The sequence below is a fragment of the Aestuariirhabdus haliotis genome (genome assembly GCF_023509475.1).
Lineage (GTDB): Bacteria > Pseudomonadota > Gammaproteobacteria > Pseudomonadales > Aestuariirhabdaceae > Aestuariirhabdus > Aestuariirhabdus haliotis.
The window spans coordinates 48,997-70,216 of sequence record NZ_JAKSDZ010000016.1 but is presented as its reverse complement, the minus strand read 5'-3'; the positions used below and the strand labels follow the sequence as shown (position 1 = coordinate 70,216).

The following is a 21,220-nucleotide window of genomic DNA, read 5'->3' as shown; positions in this document are numbered from 1 at the left end:
GTATGTGGTGCCCGGAGGCCCAGATTGGAAAGGGCCGAACCACCGGCACGAGGATTTCCAGACACAAAAAAACCCGCTATCGCTAGCAGGCTTTTCGTATATCCCTTCGGTTAAGGATCGTATGTGGTGCCCGGAGGCGGAATCGAACCACCGACACGAGGATTTTCAATCCTCTGCTCTACCGACTGAGCTATCCGGGCAACGGGGCGCTATTAAACCGTCCAGGCCGTATTGAGTCAAGGGGGCGGGGCGGTTTTTTTAGCCATAGTCCCAGGTGGTTGAAAAATAGTCGACAGGCAGGGGTTTTACTTCTGCTCGGGAACGTAACCTTCGGCTGCCTCAAAGTCTTCCCCGGCGAAATACTTGTCCATCTGCTCCATCAGGAACTTGCGGTCTGCCGGGTTCATCATGCTCAGTTGTTTTTCGTTGATCAGGCGAGTCTGGTGGTCTTGCCACTGCTTCCAGGCCTCTTCGCAGATGTTGTCGTAGATCCACTGGCCTTTGGCACCCGGATAGGGGGGCAGAGCCAGGCCATCGGCTTCCTTTTTTAGCTTGGCGCAGTATACGGTGCGGGACATGGCGTCCTCCTGATTAAACGAATGCGATAGCGAGTCAGGTTTACAGCTGGCTGGCCAGCTTGTCCAGTAACATCTTGACCGGAGCCGCCAGTCCAAGGTCCTGGGGTCGCTGCATGTTATACCAGAGCCAGCGCCCCTCTTCCATGACTCCGGCGCTCGGTTTGGCCAGCAATGATTTGAGCGGCGTGATCTGCAAGTGGTAATGGCTGAAGGTGTGGGTAAAGCTGTCCCAGGCTTCCGCCGGGTTAATTGTCAGCTGCCAGTGCTGGGCGGCATGGTTTTGCGGCTCGGCTTCTGTGGGCAGTTCGGGCAGGCTCCAGAGACCGCCCCAGATGCCGCTCGGGGGACGCTTGTTGAGCAGCACTTCGCCCCGTTCATTCACCAGCATCAGCATACGGGTTTCGCGAACGGGTTTGGTTTTGCTCGGTTTGCGGTGGGGGAACTCGGCCTGCTGGCCGGTACGCTGGGCGATGCAATCCGTTTGCAGCGGGCAACGCTCGCAAGCCGGTTTGCTGCGGGTGCAAAGGGTAGCACCCAGATCCATCATCGCCTGGGTATAGTCACCTACGCGGGCGTCGGGGGTGTATTGCTCGGCCAGTTGCCACAGGGTTTTACTGGTAGCGGTTTGTCCGGGCCAACCCTCGACTGCGTCGAAACGGCACAGCACTCGTTTGACATTGCCGTCCAGAATAGGCGCGCGCTGGCCCTGGGCGATGGCGGCAATAGCCCCGGCGGTCGAGCGACCAATACCGGGTAATTGTTCCAGCGCTTCAACACCTTCGGGAAATGAGCCCTGGTCACAGATCTGTTTAGCCGCGGCATGCAGGTTGCGGGCTCGGGCGTAATAACCGAGCCCGGTCCAGAGATGCAGGACTTCGTCTTGCTCCGCCACGGCCAGCGCCTCGACGGTCGGAAAGCGGGCCATAAAGCGCTCGAAATAGGGAATAACCGTGGCAACCTGAGTCTGTTGCAGCATGATCTCCGAGATCCAGACGCGATAACTGGAGATCTGTTGCTGCCAGGGCAGGGTTTTACGGCCGTGCAGGTCGAACCAGGCGAGTACGGCGTCACTGAACGCCTGTTGAGTACGCATCAGTCTTTTTTCTCGAACCATTTCTTGAACACTTTATCGAGCTTTTTGTTGAGGCGTTTTTTGCCTTCGCGGACGGCCTGTTTCCCGATTTCATTAGCCAGACGCTCCTGATCGATTCCGCACTGACCCTGGCCGCCGTCGAAGGGGCCTCGACAGCGCACAGGCCAGACGATATCACCATACTGCTCGTTGATCTGGCAGGCTTCGTCCTGGTCCGCCTGATTGCCCAGAAGGGTCAGCCCCAGGTGGTAATCAAAGCGCCTTTTCGGCAGATTGATAGCGCCGTCACCACCCAGTTTGAGGTTGTTCATGGAGGCGATCAGGTCCCTGTTAGTGGCGACACCGTTAACAATGTTAAAGCTGCCTCCAAGTTGTTTGAAGGGGGTTTCATCCGCCCATTGCTGTTCAGCCAGGTCCTTTTTGCGCACGCGCGCCACGGCACTGCATACCAGCTTGTTAAGGTTGCTCCCCAGCAGGGCGCCTTCGCTGATGTTAAAACGAGTGGTGCCGTTGAGGCTGTTGATAATCTTGTATTGGCTATTGCCGCGAGCGGTAATGCGGGTGTTGATGCTGGCCCGACCTCGAGCGGCCGGTTCCTCGGGCGTTGCCAATTTTAGCACTTCGCTGATATCGACTTTTTCCATCGTGACGTTGGCGCTGATGGTGATAGGGCTGCGGTTCAGGTCCAGGGTGGCGTTTTTATTGAACTGGCCATCGAAGGCGGTGCCGCTCAGACGCTCCAGTTTTAACAAGCCTTTCCGGGCGCTGAATTTAAGGTCCGCTTCGCTGACGGTGACGCCGCTGGCGACCAGCTGATCCAGAGTGAGGGCGCCAATGATGTTCAGGGTCTTGAGGGTCTCAACGGGCAACAGGGGGCTGTCATCCCAGGATGGCTTGGTGGTGCGCTGTTGTTGGGAGGTGTCAGAGCCGCTGGCTGCCGGGTTGTCGGAGCCGCTCTGGTCGTTGGTGGGTGGCTGATAATCATCAAGGTTGAGGTGGTCGCCTTTCAGGGTGAACCGCAATGCCTGGTTAGCGATATCGGGCAGAGAAACCTGGCCGTTGAACTGACTGTTGTCGAGGCCAAGTGACAGCTTATTGAAGGCGACACTGTTGTCATTGCCACTGAGGTCGGCCTGCAATGAGATGGCTTTCAGTGCCTTGGGGTTGCGGGTATCGATGGCCGGTTGGCCCAGCGCGTCAAGCAGGGCCTTGAGGTCAAAGGCGGGCAGCTCAACCTGTCCCTGATATTTTATGGGCTCGAGGGAGGCGACCTGCAAGGTGCTGAAAGCCTTCAGGTTGGCCAGGCTCAGGGCGAGATTGTCGAGCCGCAGGGTGTCACGATTCAGGTCCAGGTCGATATCACCCTGCAACGAGATCGGAACGGTTTTGCTGGCGGTGGCTTCGCCGCTGAGTTGGCCATCCAGCTGCAGCTGATTCAGGCGATAACGTTGGCCGATCAGATCAAATTGGGTCTGTGCGCTGAGCCGGGTTTGTAAGCCGAGCACTGGAGACTGGCTGGTCAGATTGAATTCGAGTTCAAGCGCGAAGGGTTGTCCGGGAACAATCGCTCCGGTCTGCAGGCTCATCTTGTCAAGCCGATAGTCTTGACCCTGTTGCTGATCGCGGTAGTGAACAGAGATATTGAGAATGCGAACCTGATCGATATTGAGTGCAATCGGTTGCTGATCGCTGGCTTGCTCCTGAGGGGCAGCTTGTGTCACGGCAGTATTGTCAGTGGGTGGCTGCTTGGTGACTGGTTGAGGCTGTTGCGATGAGGCGGGGGGCAGTGTCCAGTTGGCCTGGCCCTGGGCATCCTTAACCAGGTTGAGATCCAGGCCGTCCAGCTCCAGCGCCTGCATTTCAACGGTGCCAGACAGCAACGGCAGTAACCTTAAGGCTGCTCGGGCATAACCCAGTTGTGCTAACGGTTGCTGTTGGTTGGTAAGCGCTAACTGTTCCAGTTCAAAGCCCAATACGGGAAAGATCGACAACCCGATATCGCCATCGATCACCAGCTCCATACCCGTTTGCTCATGCACCAGTTGTTGCAACTGGGGCTTATAGTCGTTGGGATTGACCAGCAGGGGAATGATCACCAGAGCCGCTATCAGCAACAGGGCCACCAGGGCCAGAATAATCAAGCTAACTTTGAGCAGGGTTTTCATAACGGGGGTCCTTGCTAATGGGCAGTAAACGGAGCGGCAGCAGCCTGCCAGATTATGGGTTGGGATCCAACCGTTGGACCAGCTGTTCGGCGATCGCCATGGCGGCGGTCAGTCCCGGACTTTCGATACCAAAACAGTGCAGTAAACCTGGTACGCCATGGCTTTCTGGCCCCTGCAGGCAAAAGTCGGCAAAGGGCTCTCCCGGACCTTGCAGCTTGGGGCGAATACCGGAGTAATCGGCTTGTAGGCTGTGATCGGCCAGCCCTGGGTAGTAGCGTCGAATGGTACGGTAATAGGTCTCGGCCAGGTCGGCTGGTACGGAATAATCGAGCTCGTCGACGTAGCGGGTATCGGGGCCAAACCGCACCTGACCGTCGAGGGTCAGGGTGGCGTGGATGCCTAGGCCAGTGGTGTTGCGTTCCGGGACGGGATAGATCAGATGGTTAAAGGGGCGCGCACCGCTCAGTGAGAAATAGTGCCCCTTGCAGTAATGCAGCTCAGGGATCAGGTTGGTATCGTAGCCGCCAAGTTGGCTGGCCAGGGTTTGTGCATGCAGCCCGGCGCAATTGATCAGCTGATGGCAGGCAAATTCGTATTCTTCCCCCGCGGTGACCGCCTGGACGATAAACTCCTTGCCCGTATGCGCCAGTCCAACCACGCGGGTATCGAGCAAGCACATGGTGCCCAGGCGTTCGGCCTCGAACTGGCAGCTTTGCATAAAAGCATGACTATCGATGATGCCGGTCGACGGGGACCAGAGAGCGCTGTGGGCCCTGAGTTCGGGCTCGCGTTCGTGCACGGCTGAGCCGTCGAGCCATTGCAGGTCGGTGACGCCGTTGGCGATGGCTCGGGCTTCGATGGTGTTCAGTTGCGAATGTTCGCTGGCATCGCAGGCGACTATCAGTTTGCCGCAGCGTCGATGGGGAATCTCCTGCTGCGCACAGTACTCGTAGAGCAGGTCCTTGCCGCGCACGCACAGCTGCGCCTTGAGTGAGCCGGTTGGGTAGTAGATGCCGGCGTGGATCACTTCGCTGTTGCGGCTGCTGGTTTCGAAACCAATCTGCTGGTGCTGTTCCAGAACAAAGCTTTCCTGGCCGCGCAGGGCCATGGCTCGTGCGACCGCGAGGCCCACGGCGCCGGCGCCAATGATGGCCAGTTCTACCTGCTCCATGTGCTGTTGCTCTCCTTGGTGGTTCAGTCGGGTTACTCTGCTGGTTGCCGGCTAATGGCTGTCAGGGGATCAGTGTACCCAGACCCATAGGGCAGGAACAGGGGGGCAGAGGGGCTAAATTTGTGACGTAGCACCGACGCTCGTAAAGCCTTATAATTCGAGCCCTTGATCAACGGGGAGCCGCCCGAGAGCGACCCCCAGCCATGGAGTAAGAGTCATCATGAGCGACCGCGTCGCCAGCGTCGAACGCAATACCCTGGAAACCCAGATCCGTGTCACCATTAATCTGGATGGCCAGGGCCGTAGCCAGTTTGATACCGGCGTTCCCTTTCTCGATCATATGATGGACCAGATCGCCCGCCACGGCATGATCGATATCGATGTCACCGCCAAGGGCGACAACGAAATCGACGATCACCACACTGTCGAAGATATCGGTATCACGCTGGGACAGGCCTTTGCCAAGGCGTTGGGCGACAAGAAGGGCATCACCCGTTATGGCCACAGTTATGTGCCTCTGGATGAAGCCCTGTCACGGGTCGTAATCGATTTTTCCGGTCGTCCCGGGCTGGACTACAACATCACCTTTACCCGTGCCCGTATCGGCAATTTTGACGTTGACCTGTTCCAGGAGTTTTTCCAGGGTTTCGTTAACCACGCCCTGCTGACATTACACATCGACAACCTGCGCGGTATCAACAGCCACCACCAGGCCGAAACCGTGTTCAAGGCCTTCGGCCGTGCGTTGCGTATGGCGGTGGAACCCGATCCGCGTATGGCGGGTGTTATGCCCTCGACCAAGGGAACGCTCTAGTCAGTATCAACCGATTTCCAAGCCCGTTTGAGCCCTTCCTTACGCAGGCTTGGAAGATGGGTTGGGCAATTAATGCAGTGGACAGTTAAACGATGAAAACGATCGCAGTAATCGACTATGGCATGGGCAATCTGCATTCCGCCGCCAAGGCGCTTGAGCATGTCAGCGATGCCAACACCCGGGTGCTGGTAACCCCCGATGCGGAGACCATCCTGGCGGCCGATCGCGTGTTATTTCCCGGGGTCGGGGCTATTCGTGATTGCATGGCCGAGATTCGCCGTCTGGGTGTGGATGACATTGTTCGTGAAGTGGTGAAAAACAAGCCGGTGCTGGCCATCTGTGTTGGTATGCAGGCCCTGTTTGAGCGCAGCGAAGAGAATGATGGCGTGGACTGCATCGGTTTGTTACCCGGCGAGGTCAAGTTTTTTGGTCGTGACCTCAAGGAAGCCAATGGCGAGCGCCTCAAGGTGCCGCATATGGGCTGGAACCAGGTCGAGCAGGTGATCGATCATCCTCTGTGTGCGGGTATCGAAAACCGGGCCCGGTTTTACTTTGTCCACAGCTATTATGCGAGAGCGGCTCAGGCGAACCAGGTGGTCGGTCGTTGCCATTACGGTACCGATTTCGATGTCATGATCGCCGATGGTCACCTGTTTGCGACCCAGTTTCATCCCGAGAAGAGTGCTGCCGACGGCCTGCGCCTGCTCCAGAATTTTGTTAACTGGCAACCCTGATATTCGAACTCTGGATGGTTGCCAGTACTTTACTCTTTTGTGACGATTTTTCAGGAAACGAACCATGCTAATTATCCCTGCTATTGACCTTAAAGATGGTGCCTGTGTGCGCCTGCGCCAGGGGCTGATGGAAGACGCCACCGTGTTTACCGATCGCCCGGCCGACGCTGCCAAGCGTTGGGTCGATGCCGGCTGCCGCCGCCTGCACCTGGTGGATCTTAATGGGGCTTTTGCCGGTGAGCCGGTTAACGGCGAAGTGGTACGGGAAATTGCCGCCGCTTACCCTGATCTGCCGGTCCAGATTGGTGGCGGCATTCGCTCCCTCGAAACCATCGAATCCTATGTGCGGGCCGGGGTCTCCTACGTCATCATCGGCACCAAGGCGGTCAAGGAGCCCGAGTTTGTCGGCGAAGCCTGCCGCGCGTTTCCGGGCAAGGTGATTGTCGGGCTGGATGCCAAAGACGGCTTTGTTGCCACCGACGGCTGGGCCGAGGTATCAGATCAACCGGTGGTCGAGCTGGCCCGCAAGTTTGAGTCGGATGGCGTCGAGTCGATTGTCTACACGGACATCGCTCGCGATGGCATGATGCAGGGCGTGAACGTGGAAGCCACGTTGAAGCTGGCGCAGAGCGTTAACATTCCGATTATTGCCTCTGGCGGCATTACCAATATGGATGATATTCGAGCGCTCAAGAGCGTTGCTGCCCAGGGCATTCTGGGTGCTATCACCGGGCGCGCGATTTACGAAGGCACGCTGGATGTTGCCGAAGCCCAACAGTTCTGCGACAAGGGCTAAAGGAGTACTAGCATGGGTCTGGCGAAACGCATTATACCCTGCCTCGATGTTGAAAACGGGCGCGTGGTGAAAGGGGTTCAGTTTGTCGATATCCGCGATGCGGGCGATCCGGTCGAGGTTGCCAAGCGTTACGATGAGCAGGGTGCCGACGAGATCACCTTTCTCGATATTACCGCCAGTCACGAGGGTCGTGATACCACCGTACACACCGTTGAGCGCATGGCCAGTGAAGTGTTTATTCCGCTAACCGTTGGCGGTGGCATTCGCAAGATCGAGGATATCCGTACCATGCTTAACGCCGGTGCCGATAAGGTTGCGATCAATACCGCCGCAGTGTTTACCCCGGAATTTGTTGGCGAGGCCGCTGCCCGCTTTGGTTCCCAATGCATTGTGGTCGCGATTGACGCCAAGATGGTCAGCCAACCGGGAGAGTCGGATCGTTGGGAGATCTTTACCCACGGCGGTCGCAAACCCACGGGGCTGGACGCGGTCGAATGGGCGGCGAAAATGGAAGCCCTGGGCGCCGGAGAAATTCTGCTGACCAGTATGGATCAGGACGGGGTCAAACAGGGCTATGATCTGGGCGTTACCCGGGCCATCAGTGATCGCATTGGTATTCCGGTCATCGCCTCCGGCGGTGTTGGTAATCTCGATCACCTGGTCGATGGCATTACCCAGGGTGGTGCCGATGCGGTGCTGGCCGCGAGTATTTTTCACTTTGGTGAATACAGTGTGCCCGAAGCCAAGGCCTATATGGCGTCCCGCGGCATCGAGATGCGCCTCTGATCTAATGCTCGAAGAGTTGCTGGCTCTTGGCTAAAGGGCCACTAGCCGAAAGCGTGATCCAGTACCTCGAGCAGTTTGGTTAATTCATCCGAGGCACGCTGACGATGCTGAATGTGCAACTGCGAGGCGTGTTCGGCATCCCCCGCTTTCAGGGCTTCGATCACCTCACGGTGTTCCTCGGTGGATTGCTGGGGTGGCTTGCGCAAGCGCAGGGTCAGGTTGCGTACACGGTCGGTTTTATCCCAGTAACCATTCACCAGTCGGCTCAGCTCGTGGTTATCGGAAAATTCGACCAGTAACTGATGAAAGCGTTTGTCGTTCAAAGCCCAGCATTCCAGGTCATCTTTAGCCAAGGCTTCTTTCATCGCTGTTTGTGCGGCTTCCAGTTCCGCTAGCCTTTCCCCGGCCAGTTTTTGGCGACAGACTGATTTGATTGCCGCGACCTCCAGGCAAGAGAGCACTTCGTAGATCTCCTTCATCTCCTTGGCCGAAACCGGGCGAATAAAGACGCCGCGCCGGGGAATGATATTGACCAGCCCTTCCTGTTCCAGGCGAATGGCCGCCTCACGCAGTGGCGTACGGGATGTGCCTAGCTGCTCTGCCAGTTCCTGCTCGAGATAGTAATTACCCACCTTGAGTTCGTTGTGTAAAACCATTTCTCGCAGGCGATCGAACACCTGTTCGGACAATTTGGGCTTCTTGGTACTGGGGCTGTTCATCATAGATTGGCGATATGCGTTAGATTACTGTTTAATGTATACGTTAATTTGAGCAATGTTTAATTAGCGCACTTATATCACAGTCTGGAGGTTGTATGCCAAAGCTAAGGCTGGGTTGCGTCGCCGATGATTTTACGGGAGCCAGTGATATGGCCTCGTTTCTGGTCAAGGGTGGTCTCAACACAGAGATGATTGACGGCGTGCCGGATAAAAACTGGCATCCGGCACCAGAAACGCAAGCGGTTGTTATCGCACTGAAATCCCGAACGGCGCCGGTAGCGGATGCGGTGAAGCAATCCCTGGCCAGTTTTCAGTGGTTGCGCAACCAGGCTGACAATTGTCAGTTGTTCTTCAAATACTGCTCGACCTTTGACTCGACCGAGCAGGGCAATATAGGACCGGTCATCGATGCGGTATTACAGGCATTTGATCTGCATACGGCGCTGGTGAGCCCTGCTTTGCCGGTTAATGGTCGCACGGTGTATCGAGGCCATCTGTTTGTTAATGGCCAGCAGCTCTCGGACAGTAGCATGCGTTTTCATCCCCTGACGCCGATGCGAGAGTCGAACCTATGCTCCTTGATGGAATGCCAGGGGCAGCATCAGGCCGTAAACCTGCCCCATACGATTATTGAACAGGGTGAGCCCGCAATTCGGGCCTGGTTGCAACAATTGACCACAGATCAGTGCTATCTGGTAGCCGATCACTTTAATGACCGGCACGCCGACTCGCTGGCTCAAGCGTTTTCTGATCAGCCCTTCCTGTCGGGTAGTTCCGGTCTGGCGGAAATGCTGGCCCGGCAGCATGGGAGAAATAACTCGGAGACCGGTGAGCTATCTCTTACTGCCCCGGGGCGTGCATTGGTGTTGGCGGGCAGTTGTTCAGAGGCGACGCGAGGGCAGGTAGCGTATTTCCTGAAGCATTTTCCGGGACGACGAATGGATCCTGCTCGACTGGTCAGCGGAGAAGAGACGGTTGATCATATCTGGCAGTGGTTGCTCGAACAGGGGGACCAGCCTTGCTTGCTGTACAGCTCTGATACGCCTGAGCAGGTTAGCCAAGCGCAATCCAGACTCGGTCATAAGATTTCAGATTTATTGGAGTCAGTCTTTTCCGAACTGGCGCAGCGAGCGCGCAGTGCAGGGTTTGGTCGTCTTATTGTGGCGGGTGGCGAAACCTCTGGCGCGGTCACCCAGGCGCTGGATTTGCGCAGCTTTCGCGTGGGTCCATCGGTCGCCCCCGGGGTTCCGGTGATTCAGCCACTGGCGCAGCCGGATCTGCTGCTGGTGCTGAAATCGGGTAATTTCGGTGATGAGCAGTTCTTCACGAAAGCCATACAGCTGACTGAGGCAGGCATGACCGGTTAAAAGCGGTTATCAATCAACGAAGTGGTGGAGGCGCAATGATGTATTCGGAAACGGAAGGTCGGCAGGAGCTGGTGCGGGTTGGCCGATCTCTATTTGAACGTGGCTTGACCCGGGGCGCTTCTGCCAATATCAGCGTACGTCTGGAGAGCGGTTTCCTTATTACACCGACCAACTCCTGCATCGGTTTTCTGGAGGCCGATAAGCTCAGTTTGCTGGATTATCGTGGCGAATGGGTCAGTGGTGAGAGACCCTCGAAAGAGTTTATTTTGCATCGGGCGTTTTACGATCAGCGTAGCGATGCCGGGGCCGTGATTCATCTGCACAGTCCCTATTCGACGGCCCTGTCCTGCCTCGACGTGCCCGATGAACACTTATTTCCACCGTTAACGCCCTACCTACTGATCCGTCTGGGTCAGGTGAAGCGAGTGCCCTATTTTGCCCCTGGCGATGATCGTCTGGCCGCCGCAGTGGCCGGAGTTGCCGGTCAAACGGCCGGCGTCCTGATGGCGAATCATGGGCCGATTGTGGCGGGGACGGATCTCAACAGCGCCATGTACGCCATTGAGGAGCTGGAAGAGAGTGCGCGTATTACCCTATTACTGAACAACCAGCCGGTGAATCTGATTCCTGAGTCGGAGGTGGAAGCGTTGCGGATTCGTTATGGCCATCAACCCGCACACGGCGAATAGCAGGGCTCGGTTCTATGGGTGAAGATCATGCGGTATTCCCTTTGCATCCTCCTTCTTGTTGTTGGCAGGGGGATGTTTTTTTACCGGTGCAAGTTGACAGGCTTTGGTTTTAGTCCGGGAATCCCTATGATGTGCTCGTATCGGTAAACAGGCTGTTGTGTTTGTGCCTACCTGGGAGTGTGTTTTATGTTGCATGGTGTTTGTCTGGGGACCAATGATCTGGCACGGGCGGGTGTATTTTACGATCGACTGCTGGCCAGTGTGGGTATGGTGAGGACGATGGAAGTCGATAATGAAATTGGCTATGGTCCAGCCGGTGGGAAGAGCTGCTTTTGGGTTCTGACACCCTATGATGGACAGGCGGCATCGTTCGGTAATGGTACTCAGGTGACCTTTCGAGCGACCAGTAATACCGCGGTAGATGGCTTTCATCGGTTGGCTATCGAGTTAGGCGGCATTGATGAAGGCGCGCCGGGATTTCGTTATCGGCCTCGGTATTATGGCGCCTACTGTCGCGACCTGGATGGTAATAAACTGCACGTGATGTTCGAAGCCGACGCAGAGGGGACTGGTCGTGACTGATACCCAACCTAACAATCCATTGCATGGTATTACCCTGGAGCAGATCGTGACCCAGCTTGAAGCGCACTATGGTTGGGATGAACTGGGGCGGAAGATTTCTATCCGTTGTTTTACCCACGATCCTTCGGTGAAGTCGAGTCTGAAGTTTTTGCGCAAAACCCCCTGGGCACGGGAAAAAGTCGAGGCGCTTTATATCTTGACCCAGCAGAGCGTCTACAAGCGTTGAATGATCTTTGGGCGAAATCTGATAGGATAGCTGCCAATTACATTGACCTGGCCCTATGGAGCCATTACGTACCCCTATATGAGAACCATCGAAATTATCCGAGAGCCCGTCGAGCTGTTTAAGATCCTTAAATTCGAAGGGATGGTCGCCAGCGGTGGTGATGCAAAGTCTGCCATCGCCGAAGGGCAGGTATTGGTCAATGGCGAGGTTGAAACTCGCAAGCGCCGCAAGATGTTATCGGGCGATGTGCTCGAATTCCACGGTGAGCAATTTACGCTTCAGTTACACGAGTAGGCGGCGCCGAGTTTAAGGTTGGATTCTGTCGAAACGTGGCGGCGTGTTAAGGATAATAGATGAGTGATAACCAGCCTGGTGATGATCGCACCTCAAAGAAAGATGACTCGAGACTGAAGCCATCTGAGCAGGAGCCTGAAAGAGTGCAGGCATCCGGTGTCGCCGCGTTACGTTACCATGCCATCCCTTTGTTGTTGCTTGTAGTGTTGACGGTGCCGGGTTTGATTCTGGCGACTTTTGATCCAGAAAATTGCACTAAGCTGCTCGGCTGGCCACTCTCCCTGTTAGGCCTACTCTATTTTACCTTGTGGCTGCCCGGCTCTTTTTGGTTGTTGTCGTTGTGGTTGGGCAGTTATGGCTTGCGAATTGTGCGAACCGGTATTGCTCCCCCACCGGGCATGCCGGTGCTGTTTAACACGAGAGTCAGGCGCGGCACTGCCGCACGAATAAAAGGGTTTATCTGGCTGGGCACGCCGTTGTATTGCACCTGGTTGCTGATGGTGGGCCTGAATGCTTATGAGGATATCTCACAGGGACGCTCCCTGTCCGAGATGTCCGCCTTGATAGAAGCCGAATGTAAAACACCCTGATCGATCAGTCACCTAACCAGGTTTATTTTACTTTGTCCGGGTATCGGATCAGGTTATGAAAGACCGCCTGGGTCTCGTTGCGATTACGGTAACCATGAGGTTGGTCGGCAGCAAAGCGCAGGGCGTTTCCCGTCTCCAGGGTGACCCATTGTTGGTCGATAAACAGTTCAATAGATCCCTTTAATACCACGACGTATTCCGTCACACCGCATTCGTGGGGCTCTGACAAGCGCTCATAGCCTGGCGGTAAACTCAGCTCGAACCATTCGAAACCCTGCTCGATATTGAAGGGAAATAGAGGGGCTACCAACATCTCATCCTGGGCGGGTCGCTGGCGTAGTTCTGCTATTGTGCGAATTTCTGCAGATAATGAACCCTGGGGAGTATCGAGGAATGTCGATAGCGAACAATGAAAGCCGCCGGCAATTTTCCACAGGGTTGCGATGGTCGGGCTGGATTCCCCTCGTTCAATCTGGCCGAGCATAGCCTTACTGACCCCGGTTTCCTGTGCGGTGCGGTCCAGACTCCAGCCCCGGTGTTGCCGTAGCTGGCGAAGTGTTGATGCCAGGTACTGATTGGCCTGATCCATGATATCTCCTGTGTGTCCCGAACCGATGATCCGGAATGAATCCGTAGTTGTGCGTTATAGCGTACAGGTGCTAGGCTTGTCTACGTTGTGCGTAATAACGCACAAAAGCTTATTCATGTGTCAGGGGGAGTTATGGCGGCAGTATCGAGACTATCGGCGGGCTTTGTTGCTGTGTTGGTGGGGTATACCAGTTCAGCAGCGATCATATTCCAGGCGGCCGATGCCGCCGGAGCAACCCCGGAACAGATTGGATCCTGGCTGTGGGCATTAGGTATCGGGATGGGGCTGACCAGTATCGGATTCTCCTTCTACTACCGACACCCGGTACTAACGGCCTGGTCAACACCGGGTGCTGCCCTGTTAGTAACGGCTTTATCCGGGGTGTCTCTGGCGGAAGCCATTGGGGTGTTCCTGTTCAGTTCGGCGTTGATTACCCTCTGTGGGTTAACCGGCTGGTTCGATAAATTGATGGGTTGGATACCTCAATCCCTGGCCTCGGCCATGTTGGCCGGTGTGTTATTGGCTTTTGGACTGAAACTATTCAGTGCGCTAGAGCAACAAGCGGTGCTGGTCTCGGTTATGTTAGCCAGCTATTTGCTGGGCAAAATCTATTGGTCGCGTTATGTGATCCCGATCGCCCTGATGGCTGGCTGTGTTCTGGCCGCGGCCTCGGGGCTGGTGGAATTCGATTCGATACGCCTGGATATAGCGGTTCCTGTACTAACGCGTCCCGAGTTTTCGATGGCGGCATTGGTCGGTGTCGGTATCCCCTTGTTTATCGTCACCATGGCTTCGCAAAATGTGCCGGGTATGGCCACACTTCGCGCCAACGGTTATCGCACCCCGGCATCCCCGTTAATGACCTGGACCGGAATAACCGGATTGTTGATGGCACCGCTGGGTGGTTTTGCTTATAACCTGGCCGCAATTACAGCCGCTATCTGCATGGGTAAAGATGCCGATCCTGATCCGAATAAACGTTACCAGGCATCCATGTGGGCCGGTGGTTTTTATCTGCTGACAGGTATTTTTGGCGCCACGGTTGTGGGGTTGTTTAATGCGTTTCCCAATGAGCTGGTCATGGCAATTGCAGGTTTGGCGCTGTTGGCGACCATCGGATCCAGTTTGTCGACAGCGCTGCAGGGTGAATCCAAACGTGAAGCGGCGTTGATCACGTTTTTGATCACTGCATCGGGGGTGTCTTTATTTGGGATTGGCAGTGCTTTTTGGGGATTAGTGATCGGCGGTCTGGCGCATGGATTATTAAAAAATAATTAGGCCAGGCAATTTATGGCGCGTTTATAAGGGGGATTTCTGAGGCTTCAGCCAGATACAGGGGCTGGCCTGCCAAAGAAATACCCTTGACCCTTTTTAACGTTTAATGAGCGCAGAAAGCTCTGGTGTTGCTCTGATTCTATGCCCTCGGCAACCACATCCAGATCCATTTGCTCGGCAAGGGTGACAATGGTTGTAATCAGCGGCGCTTGTTGTTGATAGTCACCCATCATAAAGCTGCGGTCGACTTTCAAGGTGTCGATGGGCAGTTTATGGATGTAACTCAACGATGAATAACCCGTGCCAAAGTCATCCAGCATAATAGCAAAGCCTGCCGAGCGAAGCTTTGACAGCATGTTTTTGGCCAGATCGAAATTGGCAATCAACAAGCCTTCAGTGATTTCGAAGTTAATACTGTCTGGTCGTACTTTGTGTTTTTGACATAAACCCAGGATGTCATCGACCAGGCTATCGCGTTCAAATTGGCGAGCTGACAGATTGACGTTTACCGTAATGCCCTTGGCAAAGTTGTCTTTTTGTTCGATGAGAGTGGATTCCAGAATATAGAGCCCAAGATCGTGAATAAAACCGATCTCCTCGGCGATGGCAATAAATTCCTGAGGCCCAATCATACCCAGTTCAGCATGATGCCACCGGGCTAAAGCTTCATAACCTAAAATAGTCCCGCTTTCCAGATCGACTATGGGTTGGTAATGAACACAGATCTCATCATTGTTTATGGCGTTGCGTAAGCTGTTTTCGAGATGGATGTATCGCAGGGTCGATTCGTGCATTTCACGATTGAACAGTGCCAGACGATTCTTACCCTGACTTTTCGCTTGATACATGGCGGCATCGGCATCGCGAATAACATCCGAAGTGTTGCTATAGCCGATGCTGCTTTGAGTTACGCCAATACTGGTGCTCGTATAGATCTCTTTGTCCATAATGAGGAAAGGCATTCGGACGGCTTGAAGAATGCGTTCTCCCACCTGTTGTATGGATCCTTCATCACAGAGGTCTGGTAACAGAATGCAAAATTCGTCACCACCCAAACGAGCGACGGTATCACCAGGGCGCAAACAGATGTCCAGGCGATTCGCGACTTTAATCAATAATTCATCGCCGACAATATGGCCAAGGCTATCATTGATCGATTTAAATCGATCCAGATCCAGAAACATTACAGAAAACCCTTTGCTCATCGAGCGGCTTTGCTTCTGCAATAAGTGATCGACTCGATCTACAAAAAGGTTTCTGTTAGGCAGGCCTGTCAATGCATCATGTAATGCGTCGTGACTCAGTTTATCCTGTATTTCCTGACGTTCCTTGAGTAATAGTTGCAGGTCTCGAGTGCGCTCGTCGACTCTGATTTCCAACTCGTTATTTATGGCTTGCAGCTTTTTGTGAGCTTCATTCAGGGCAATGCGATTGCGTTGGCTGTATAAAGCATTGGTGACATGTTGTGAAACAAAATTCAACAGCTCTTTGGATTTTTGGTCGTACTGGTATCCGGGTTCAAAGGTTTGTACTACCATGGCACCTTCGACCTGGTTTCCCTTTATAAGTGGCACACCTAACCATGCTACTGCGCGTCTACCAACAATAAAATGCTGTTTTCCATTTTCGTCGATCGACTTGGAATCCAGTAATAAGGTTTTTCCGGTGATTAGTATGGTTTCAGTCGGGGAGCATTTCTCTGATGGTTTGTTGGCATCAAAAGCCAATTCCATCACCATATCTTCATCATCTTCAATACGATATTCGAATATTACTTTTTCGCGTTTGTCATCGAGCAGTGCAATAAAAAAATTGGGGGCTTCAACCAGTTCGTTAATCGATTTATGAAGGAAATGATAAAAAGATCGAATGTTTTGATCTTTGTTGGCTTGTTCTGATATGCGAAACAATACAGACTGAATTTGCTCCGCTTTCCGTCTTTCCTCAACCTCTGCTTGTAAGCTGCTATTGGCCATGGTCAATTCATGGGTTCTTTGCGCAACTCGCTGTTCTAATTCAAGGTTAACTTTTTTGAGTTTATCCTGTGCTTGGCGGCGGGAGGTTGCTGAGGCTACGTGCTGGCTGACGTATTCCAGCAGATCGATATCTTGCTGGCTGAACTCCTGGTCTTCCGAGTAACTTTGAACAACGAGCCCTCCCAGACAGGTATTCTGCGTGATAAGAGGGAGCCCCAACCATTGATGGCAGAGTTCTCCAACAAAGGTGATTTTTCCACTGGCGGCCAGCTCTTCGATGTTGATACGCGACAAAAAGACCGTTTTAGATTGCATGAAGAGTTGACCTGAAAGTGTTTTCTCAAACTTTTCCAGGGGTATGGGTTGAAGCTCTTCAAGTTGGAGCTCATCGACCTCATCTTTATAGTAAGCAAAGCGGACCGTTTGATTGTCGGCGTCGAGCAGCACGATATAGAAATTGGCAACGTAAACCAGCTTGGAGAGATCTTTGTGAAGCTGGGCAAAAAACCGGTCGAGGTTTATTGCATCGTTGGCGTGTTCGGATATTTCGAACAGGGTTTTTTGTAACAGCTCGGCCTGGCCGCTCCTGGCCGCCTGGGCCTCGAGAGCAGGAAGTTTAGATTTTAATTGTTCAAGCTCGGTTGTGAGCGTTGAAACCTTATCTTTAATGTCAGGAATACCCTATCTCCAATGTCATATTGCTCGAGACAGTATTGTTGCTCAGGGAGTGCCTGTAGGGCGCCTCCCTTTAACTCTCTGAGCATAGGATACCGGCAGGGTCTTGAAAATGGGTATTTATCCTGAAAAAAAGATCAGCGATAGCGGGTATTGTCCTGCTACGCGCTTTTTTTACCATCAAAATCGGGGTCGTTACTGTTGTCGGGTTTGTTGGGTGGTGTATTGCCGGTGTTATCCCCGAGCACTTCAACCAGATTGGCTCGCGACAGTTCGCCCTGCAAGTCACCGTCGTTATCGACCACCGGAAGGGGGTAGTCATGGTCGAGGGTGTCGGGGATAACGGTTTCGATCAATGAATCCGGGGAAATTTCCGGTACCTCTTCGTAGTGCTCCGTATCGATCAATTGATCGCAATCTTGGAGGGCGGCTTCTTCCAATGTGTCCTGGGTAACGATGCCCTGATAACCCTCGTCACTGATGCAATAACCGTACTCTTCCGGCATTTTTTTCATCTGGGATAAGGCCTCGCCAATGGTGTTGGCGGTAATCCGGCACGCGGGAGGTTGCATCACAGTTTCTACCGTTAATGCGCGTGCCCGGTTAACGTCTTTAACAAAGGCTTCGACATAGTCGGTAGCGGGGTGCAGCAGAATATCCACCGGAGTGCCCTCTTGCACCAGCTCGCCATCTTTGAGAATAGCGATGCGATCGCCCAGACGCAGGGCTTCGTCCAGGTCGTGGGTAATAAAAATGATAGTTTTATGCAGCTTTTCTTGCAGGTCGATTAGCTGGTCCTGCATTTCACTGCGGATCAGTGGGTCGAGGGCAGAAAAGGCTTCGTCCATCAGTAATATTTCGGCATCGGTGCAAAGCGCGCGAGCCAGGCCTACACGCTGCTGCTGGCCACCGGACAGCTGTGAAGGGTATTGATTGCCATAACCGCTGAGTCCTACGGTATCGAGCCATTCTTGTGCCTTCTTGAGACGCTCGGGACGACTAATCCCCTGCACCTTAAGTCCGTAGGCAACGTTATCGATAACGCTGTAATGGGGCATCAGGCCAAAGCGTTGAAATACCATTGACATTTTATGGCGGCGAAACTGCTCCAGCTCTTTCTGGGACAGTTTCATCACATCGGTACCCTCGATCAGGATCTGCCCTTCGGTGGGATCGATCAGGCGATTAAAATGCCGAATGAGGGTCGATTTACCGGACCCCGAGAGCCCCATAATAACAAAGATCTCCCCGCGTTTGATTGACAGGTTGATGTCGCGCAGACCCAGTGTGTGACCAGTTTGTGATAGAAGTTCGTCTTTGCTGAGGCCTTCATTCACGCGCTTCATGGCGGCGTTGGGCTTCTCTCCGAAAACCTTATACAGGTTTTGTATTTCGATCAGGGTTTGTGGTTGTTGATCAGGCATTTTGCGGACCTCCCAGATGTTTCTGGGCACGCTTGGCATAAGCTTGAGAAACCCGGTCGAAGATGATGGCTAAAGCGACAATGGCGAGACCGTTAAACAGTCCCAGCGTGAAGTATTGGTTGGTAATTGATTTCAGCACCGGTTGGCCGAGGCCTTTGACACCGATCATGGAGGCGATCACGACCATGGCCAGGGCCATCATAATGGTTTGGTTAATGCCGGCCATAATATTGGGCATGGCCAGTGGCAGTTGAACGTTAAACAGGCGTTGACGCGCGCTCGCGCCATAGGCGGTGGCTGCTTCTAAAACCTCTTTATCCACCAGACGAATACCCAGATTGGTCAAGCGGATCACCGGGGGAATGGCGTAAATAACGACCGCGATGACACCGGGAATTTTACCGATGCCGAGCAGCATAACCACGGGGATCAGGTACACAAAGGCGGGCATGGTTTGCATGATATCGAGCGCGGGTGTAACGATCGATTGCACCCGATCGGAGCGTGCCATGGCAATGCCTATGGGGATACCAAGAGCAATGGCCAGCATGGTGCACACGGTAATAATACTCAGTGTGCGCATGGTGTTTTCCCACATGCCGAAGTAACCGATTAACAGCAATGCGACGATAACGCCGCTGCAGAGTTTCCACGAACGGCTGGCGGCATAGGCAAGCAGGGCGATAATGGAGAGAACAACCAGCCAGGGAGAATTGAGTAGTAGCTTCTCGAACCAGATCAGGAAGGTCAGTAAGGGGTCGAAAAAGGATTCAATGGCATCGCCATATTCACGGGAGAAGTCGCGGTAAGTCGCATCGAGGTTTTTTCGAATGACGACCAGATCGCTGCGTTCCATTTGAGGGAATTCGGAGAACCAGGATTTTTCGGCCATTTGGATTCACTACACTTGAGAGAATAAAATGCCCTCGGCATTAACCGAGGGCGAACGTCTTAATGGTTATCGAGTGCCATCTTCACTTTGCTGGCAACGTCGCTGGAGACCCAGCTGGTCCAGATAGCTTCATGATTTTTCAGGAAGTGTGCCATAGCGATGTCGCCATCAGCCTGGTTGTCTTCCATCCATGCCAGTAGTTCGTTCATCTGGGCATTTTTAAAGGAACGCTTGCCGAGGTAGGCATAGGCTTCTGGTGCTTTGGCGGCAAAGCCTTCGGTGGTTACTGTGTGCACCGGTGAAGGTGGGTACATGGTTGGTTTGGGATCGGCACAGTCTACCTGAGTTGTGCAGCTGGTAAATTGATCCAGGTCGACGCCGGAGCCGAAATCAACTTTGACCATCTTGTATTTACCGAGCACGGCCGTTGGTGCCCAATAGTAGCCAAACCAGGGCTTTTCACGCTCGTAGGCACGGGCAATAGCACCAGAGAGACCAGCACCTGAACCGGGATCGATCAGGTCAAAACCGGCTTTGTCCAGGCCCAGGGCTTTGTGCAGATTGCCGGCACTGATCTGGCAGTTCCAACCAGCAGGGCAGCCGTAAAAGGCTGACATATCCGGGTCTTCGGGGTGTTTGAAAAGTTTGGCGTTGGCGATGATGCCTTCAATAGAGGCCATTGAAGGATCCTGCTTGACCATATATTCCGGAACCCAGAAGCCCTCTTCGCCACCATCGGATAATGATTTACCGGCAATGCGCAGTTTCTTTTCCTCGACGCCACGGTCGAGGGCATCTTTCATGGCATTACTCCAGAGTTCTGGAGCGATATCTGGCTCGCCTTTTTCCATCATAGAGGTGCCGGTAGGCATGGTGTCACCGGGGACCAGTTCGGCATCGCAGCCAAATCCGTGTTGCAAGATGAAGCGGTCAACGTTGGCGATCAGGGTTGCCGAGCTCCAGTTCATATCGGCGATAGTGACCTTGCCGCACTCGGCGGCGAAGGTGGGGGCGCTGGCCAGCGCGGCACTGACAAGGCCGGCGGCGAGAAGTGATTTGTGCATGGTCATCCTTCTTGGGTGGCTTGTATATTAAGGTAGTGTATAACCTTTGATCAGCTTATAGATCTAATGATTAGAGATCAAATGATTATCAGCTGGCTGTGAACTGATTCAGGGCGTTGTGGGATCGATGTCCAGCAAGGGGGCGGCATCAATGGTTTCGGCGTCCATCATCGAGGCGACTCTCTGCATGGAGGAGAGGATCTGGGTTTTTTCCCAGTCATCCAGGGCCTCGAAGCGGTTGATAAAGGTTTCGTGCAATAGCGGTGGCGCGTCCCGCAGGACTGCCCCGCCCGACTCAGTCAGTCGTGCATTGACGATCCGCTTATCCCGCTGGATCCGTAACCGCTCAACCAGACCGCGGTCTTCGAGGCGGTTGAGGATGGTCGTGACGGTGGCCTGACTCAGGGAAACATCGTCGGAAATACGTTTTACGGTAACGTCGCCGAGACTATCGATAGCGCGAAGAACCATTACTTGGGGAATCGTCAGGCCGCAGGATTTGGCCATGCGCTTGGATTGTTGATCGGTAGCTCGAATGATACGCCTGAGGGAGATGAGCACTTCGTGCCAATACAGGGGTTGAGTCATATAAGGTTGCAATCCTTAGGCCGCGAACGAAAAGTGGAGTCAGAGTAACAGGCGGTAAAACTATTTAGAAGTCTAATTATATTATGCTGGCGTGAACCCGGTGCTCAGTTGCTGGTGGTCAGTTGGTGGTTTA

22 protein-coding genes and 1 tRNA gene are annotated in these 21,220 nt (G+C 54.0%); 11 read left to right on the top strand and 12 right to left on the bottom strand.

Annotation, left to right across the window (positions count from 1 at the left end; translation table 11 throughout):
* Window positions 1-124: 124 nt before the first annotated feature.
* The 5 genes from MIB40_RS11155 to MIB40_RS11135 all read right to left on the bottom strand — a co-directional run bounded on the left by MIB40_RS11155 (window position 125) and on the right by MIB40_RS11135 (window position 5,007).
* Window positions 125-200: transfer RNA gene (locus tag MIB40_RS11155), tRNA-Phe, on the bottom strand.
* Between the two features lie 105 nt (window positions 201-305).
* Window positions 306-578, bottom strand: coding sequence for an oxidative damage protection protein (locus MIB40_RS11150; RefSeq protein WP_249694061.1), 273 nt, complete (start codon window positions 576-578; stop codon window positions 306-308).
* Between the two features lie 40 nt (window positions 579-618).
* On the bottom strand, window positions 619-1,671 hold the full coding sequence (mutY, locus tag MIB40_RS11145) for an A/G-specific adenine glycosylase (protein WP_249694059.1): 1,053 nt from the start codon (window positions 1,669-1,671) through the stop codon (window positions 619-621).
* Window positions 1,671-3,836, bottom strand: a complete 2,166-nt coding sequence (locus MIB40_RS11140) for an AsmA family protein (protein ID WP_249694057.1) — start codon at window positions 3,834-3,836, stop codon at window positions 1,671-1,673. Before MIB40_RS11140 ends, mutY begins: the two co-directional genes overlap by 1 nt.
* Window positions 3,837-3,888: 52 nt before the next feature.
* Window positions 3,889-5,007 (bottom strand): NAD(P)/FAD-dependent oxidoreductase, encoded by a 1,119-nt coding sequence (locus MIB40_RS11135; protein WP_249694055.1) that lies wholly within the window; start codon window positions 5,005-5,007, stop codon window positions 3,889-3,891.
* A gap of 220 nt (window positions 5,008-5,227) precedes the next feature.
* Here MIB40_RS11135 and hisB point away from each other — a divergent pair, with 220 nt between their 5' ends.
* The 4 genes from hisB to hisF all read left to right on the top strand — a co-directional run bounded on the left by hisB (window position 5,228) and on the right by hisF (window position 8,137).
* Window positions 5,228-5,821 (top strand): imidazoleglycerol-phosphate dehydratase HisB, encoded by a 594-nt coding sequence (hisB, locus tag MIB40_RS11130; protein WP_249694053.1) that lies wholly within the window; start codon window positions 5,228-5,230, stop codon window positions 5,819-5,821.
* A 92-nt stretch (window positions 5,822-5,913) separates the two neighbouring features.
* Window positions 5,914-6,555, top strand: coding sequence for an imidazole glycerol phosphate synthase subunit HisH (gene hisH, locus MIB40_RS11125; RefSeq protein ID WP_249694051.1), 642 nt, complete (start codon window positions 5,914-5,916; stop codon window positions 6,553-6,555).
* A 64-nt stretch (window positions 6,556-6,619) separates the two neighbouring features.
* Window positions 6,620-7,351 carry a 1-(5-phosphoribosyl)-5-[(5-phosphoribosylamino)methylideneamino]imidazole-4-carboxamide isomerase gene (gene hisA / locus MIB40_RS11120; RefSeq protein WP_249694050.1) on the top strand — a complete coding sequence of 244 codons (732 nt, stop codon included), beginning with the start codon at window positions 6,620-6,622 and terminating at the stop codon, window positions 7,349-7,351.
* A gap of 12 nt (window positions 7,352-7,363) precedes the next feature.
* The gene (gene hisF / locus MIB40_RS11115; protein ID WP_249694046.1) at window positions 7,364-8,137 is read left to right on the top strand and encodes an imidazole glycerol phosphate synthase subunit HisF; all 774 of its coding nucleotides are present in this window, start codon (window positions 7,364-7,366) and stop codon (window positions 8,135-8,137) included.
* Window positions 8,138-8,178: 41 nt separating this feature from the next.
* Here hisF and MIB40_RS11110 read toward each other — a convergent pair whose 3' ends face one another.
* Window positions 8,179-8,859, bottom strand: a complete 681-nt coding sequence (locus MIB40_RS11110) for a GntR family transcriptional regulator (RefSeq protein ID WP_249694045.1) — start codon at window positions 8,857-8,859, stop codon at window positions 8,179-8,181.
* Between the two features lie 92 nt (window positions 8,860-8,951).
* Between MIB40_RS11110 and otnK the strand changes: the two genes are divergently transcribed.
* The 6 genes from otnK to MIB40_RS11080 all read left to right on the top strand — a co-directional run bounded on the left by otnK (window position 8,952) and on the right by MIB40_RS11080 (window position 12,604).
* Window positions 8,952-10,223, top strand: coding sequence for a 3-oxo-tetronate kinase (gene otnK / locus MIB40_RS11105; protein ID WP_249694043.1), 1,272 nt, complete (start codon window positions 8,952-8,954; stop codon window positions 10,221-10,223).
* A gap of 35 nt (window positions 10,224-10,258) precedes the next feature.
* Window positions 10,259-10,912 carry a 3-oxo-tetronate 4-phosphate decarboxylase gene (gene otnC, locus MIB40_RS11100; RefSeq protein ID WP_249694041.1) on the top strand — a complete coding sequence of 218 codons (654 nt, stop codon included), beginning with the start codon at window positions 10,259-10,261 and terminating at the stop codon, window positions 10,910-10,912.
* Window positions 10,913-11,098: 186 nt separating this feature from the next.
* Window positions 11,099-11,494, top strand: coding sequence for a VOC family protein (locus MIB40_RS11095; protein WP_249694039.1), 396 nt, complete (start codon window positions 11,099-11,101; stop codon window positions 11,492-11,494).
* The gene (locus MIB40_RS11090) at window positions 11,487-11,720 is read left to right on the top strand and encodes a VF530 family protein (protein WP_249694037.1); all 234 of its coding nucleotides are present in this window, start codon (window positions 11,487-11,489) and stop codon (window positions 11,718-11,720) included. The genes MIB40_RS11095 and MIB40_RS11090 overlap by 8 nt, the downstream gene beginning before the upstream one ends.
* 78 nt (window positions 11,721-11,798) lie before the next feature.
* Entirely contained in the window at window positions 11,799-12,014 is a 216-nt protein-coding gene (locus MIB40_RS11085; RefSeq protein ID WP_249694035.1) for an RNA-binding S4 domain-containing protein, read from the top strand.
* Between the two features lie 59 nt (window positions 12,015-12,073).
* Window positions 12,074-12,604: a hypothetical protein gene (locus tag MIB40_RS11080; RefSeq protein ID WP_249694033.1), complete on the top strand. Its 531-nt coding sequence runs from the start codon at window positions 12,074-12,076 to the stop codon at window positions 12,602-12,604.
* 22 nt (window positions 12,605-12,626) lie between these two features.
* On the opposite strand, the gene MIB40_RS11075 is transcribed toward MIB40_RS11080, so the two are convergent.
* Window positions 12,627-13,193: a helix-turn-helix domain-containing protein gene (locus MIB40_RS11075; RefSeq protein WP_249694031.1), complete on the bottom strand. Its 567-nt coding sequence runs from the start codon at window positions 13,191-13,193 to the stop codon at window positions 12,627-12,629.
* A 132-nt stretch (window positions 13,194-13,325) separates the two neighbouring features.
* On the opposite strand from MIB40_RS11075, the gene MIB40_RS11070 reads away from it, so the two are divergent.
* The gene (locus MIB40_RS11070) at window positions 13,326-14,471 is read left to right on the top strand and encodes a benzoate/H(+) symporter BenE family transporter (RefSeq protein WP_249694028.1); all 1,146 of its coding nucleotides are present in this window, start codon (window positions 13,326-13,328) and stop codon (window positions 14,469-14,471) included.
* A 44-nt stretch (window positions 14,472-14,515) separates the two neighbouring features.
* On the opposite strand, the gene MIB40_RS11065 is transcribed toward MIB40_RS11070, so the two are convergent.
* The 5 genes from MIB40_RS11065 to MIB40_RS11045 form a co-directional block, all read right to left on the bottom strand.
* Entirely contained in the window at window positions 14,516-16,918 is a 2,403-nt protein-coding gene (locus tag MIB40_RS11065) for a sensor domain-containing phosphodiesterase (protein ID WP_249694065.1), read from the bottom strand.
* Window positions 16,919-17,280: 362 nt separating this feature from the next.
* Complete coding sequence (locus MIB40_RS11060) at window positions 17,281-18,543, bottom strand: quaternary amine ABC transporter ATP-binding protein (RefSeq protein WP_249694027.1); 1,263 nt, start codon at window positions 18,541-18,543, stop codon at window positions 17,281-17,283.
* Window positions 18,536-19,435, bottom strand: a complete 900-nt coding sequence (locus MIB40_RS11055) for an ABC transporter permease (protein ID WP_249694026.1) — start codon at window positions 19,433-19,435, stop codon at window positions 18,536-18,538. The genes MIB40_RS11060 and MIB40_RS11055 overlap by 8 nt, the downstream gene beginning before the upstream one ends.
* A gap of 59 nt (window positions 19,436-19,494) precedes the next feature.
* The gene (locus MIB40_RS11050; protein WP_249694024.1) at window positions 19,495-20,499 is read right to left on the bottom strand and encodes an ABC transporter substrate-binding protein; all 1,005 of its coding nucleotides are present in this window, start codon (window positions 20,497-20,499) and stop codon (window positions 19,495-19,497) included.
* Window positions 20,500-20,607: 108 nt separating this feature from the next.
* Window positions 20,608-21,087: a MarR family winged helix-turn-helix transcriptional regulator gene (locus MIB40_RS11045; RefSeq protein ID WP_249694022.1), complete on the bottom strand. Its 480-nt coding sequence runs from the start codon at window positions 21,085-21,087 to the stop codon at window positions 20,608-20,610.
* Window positions 21,088-21,220: the final 133 nt, after the last annotated feature.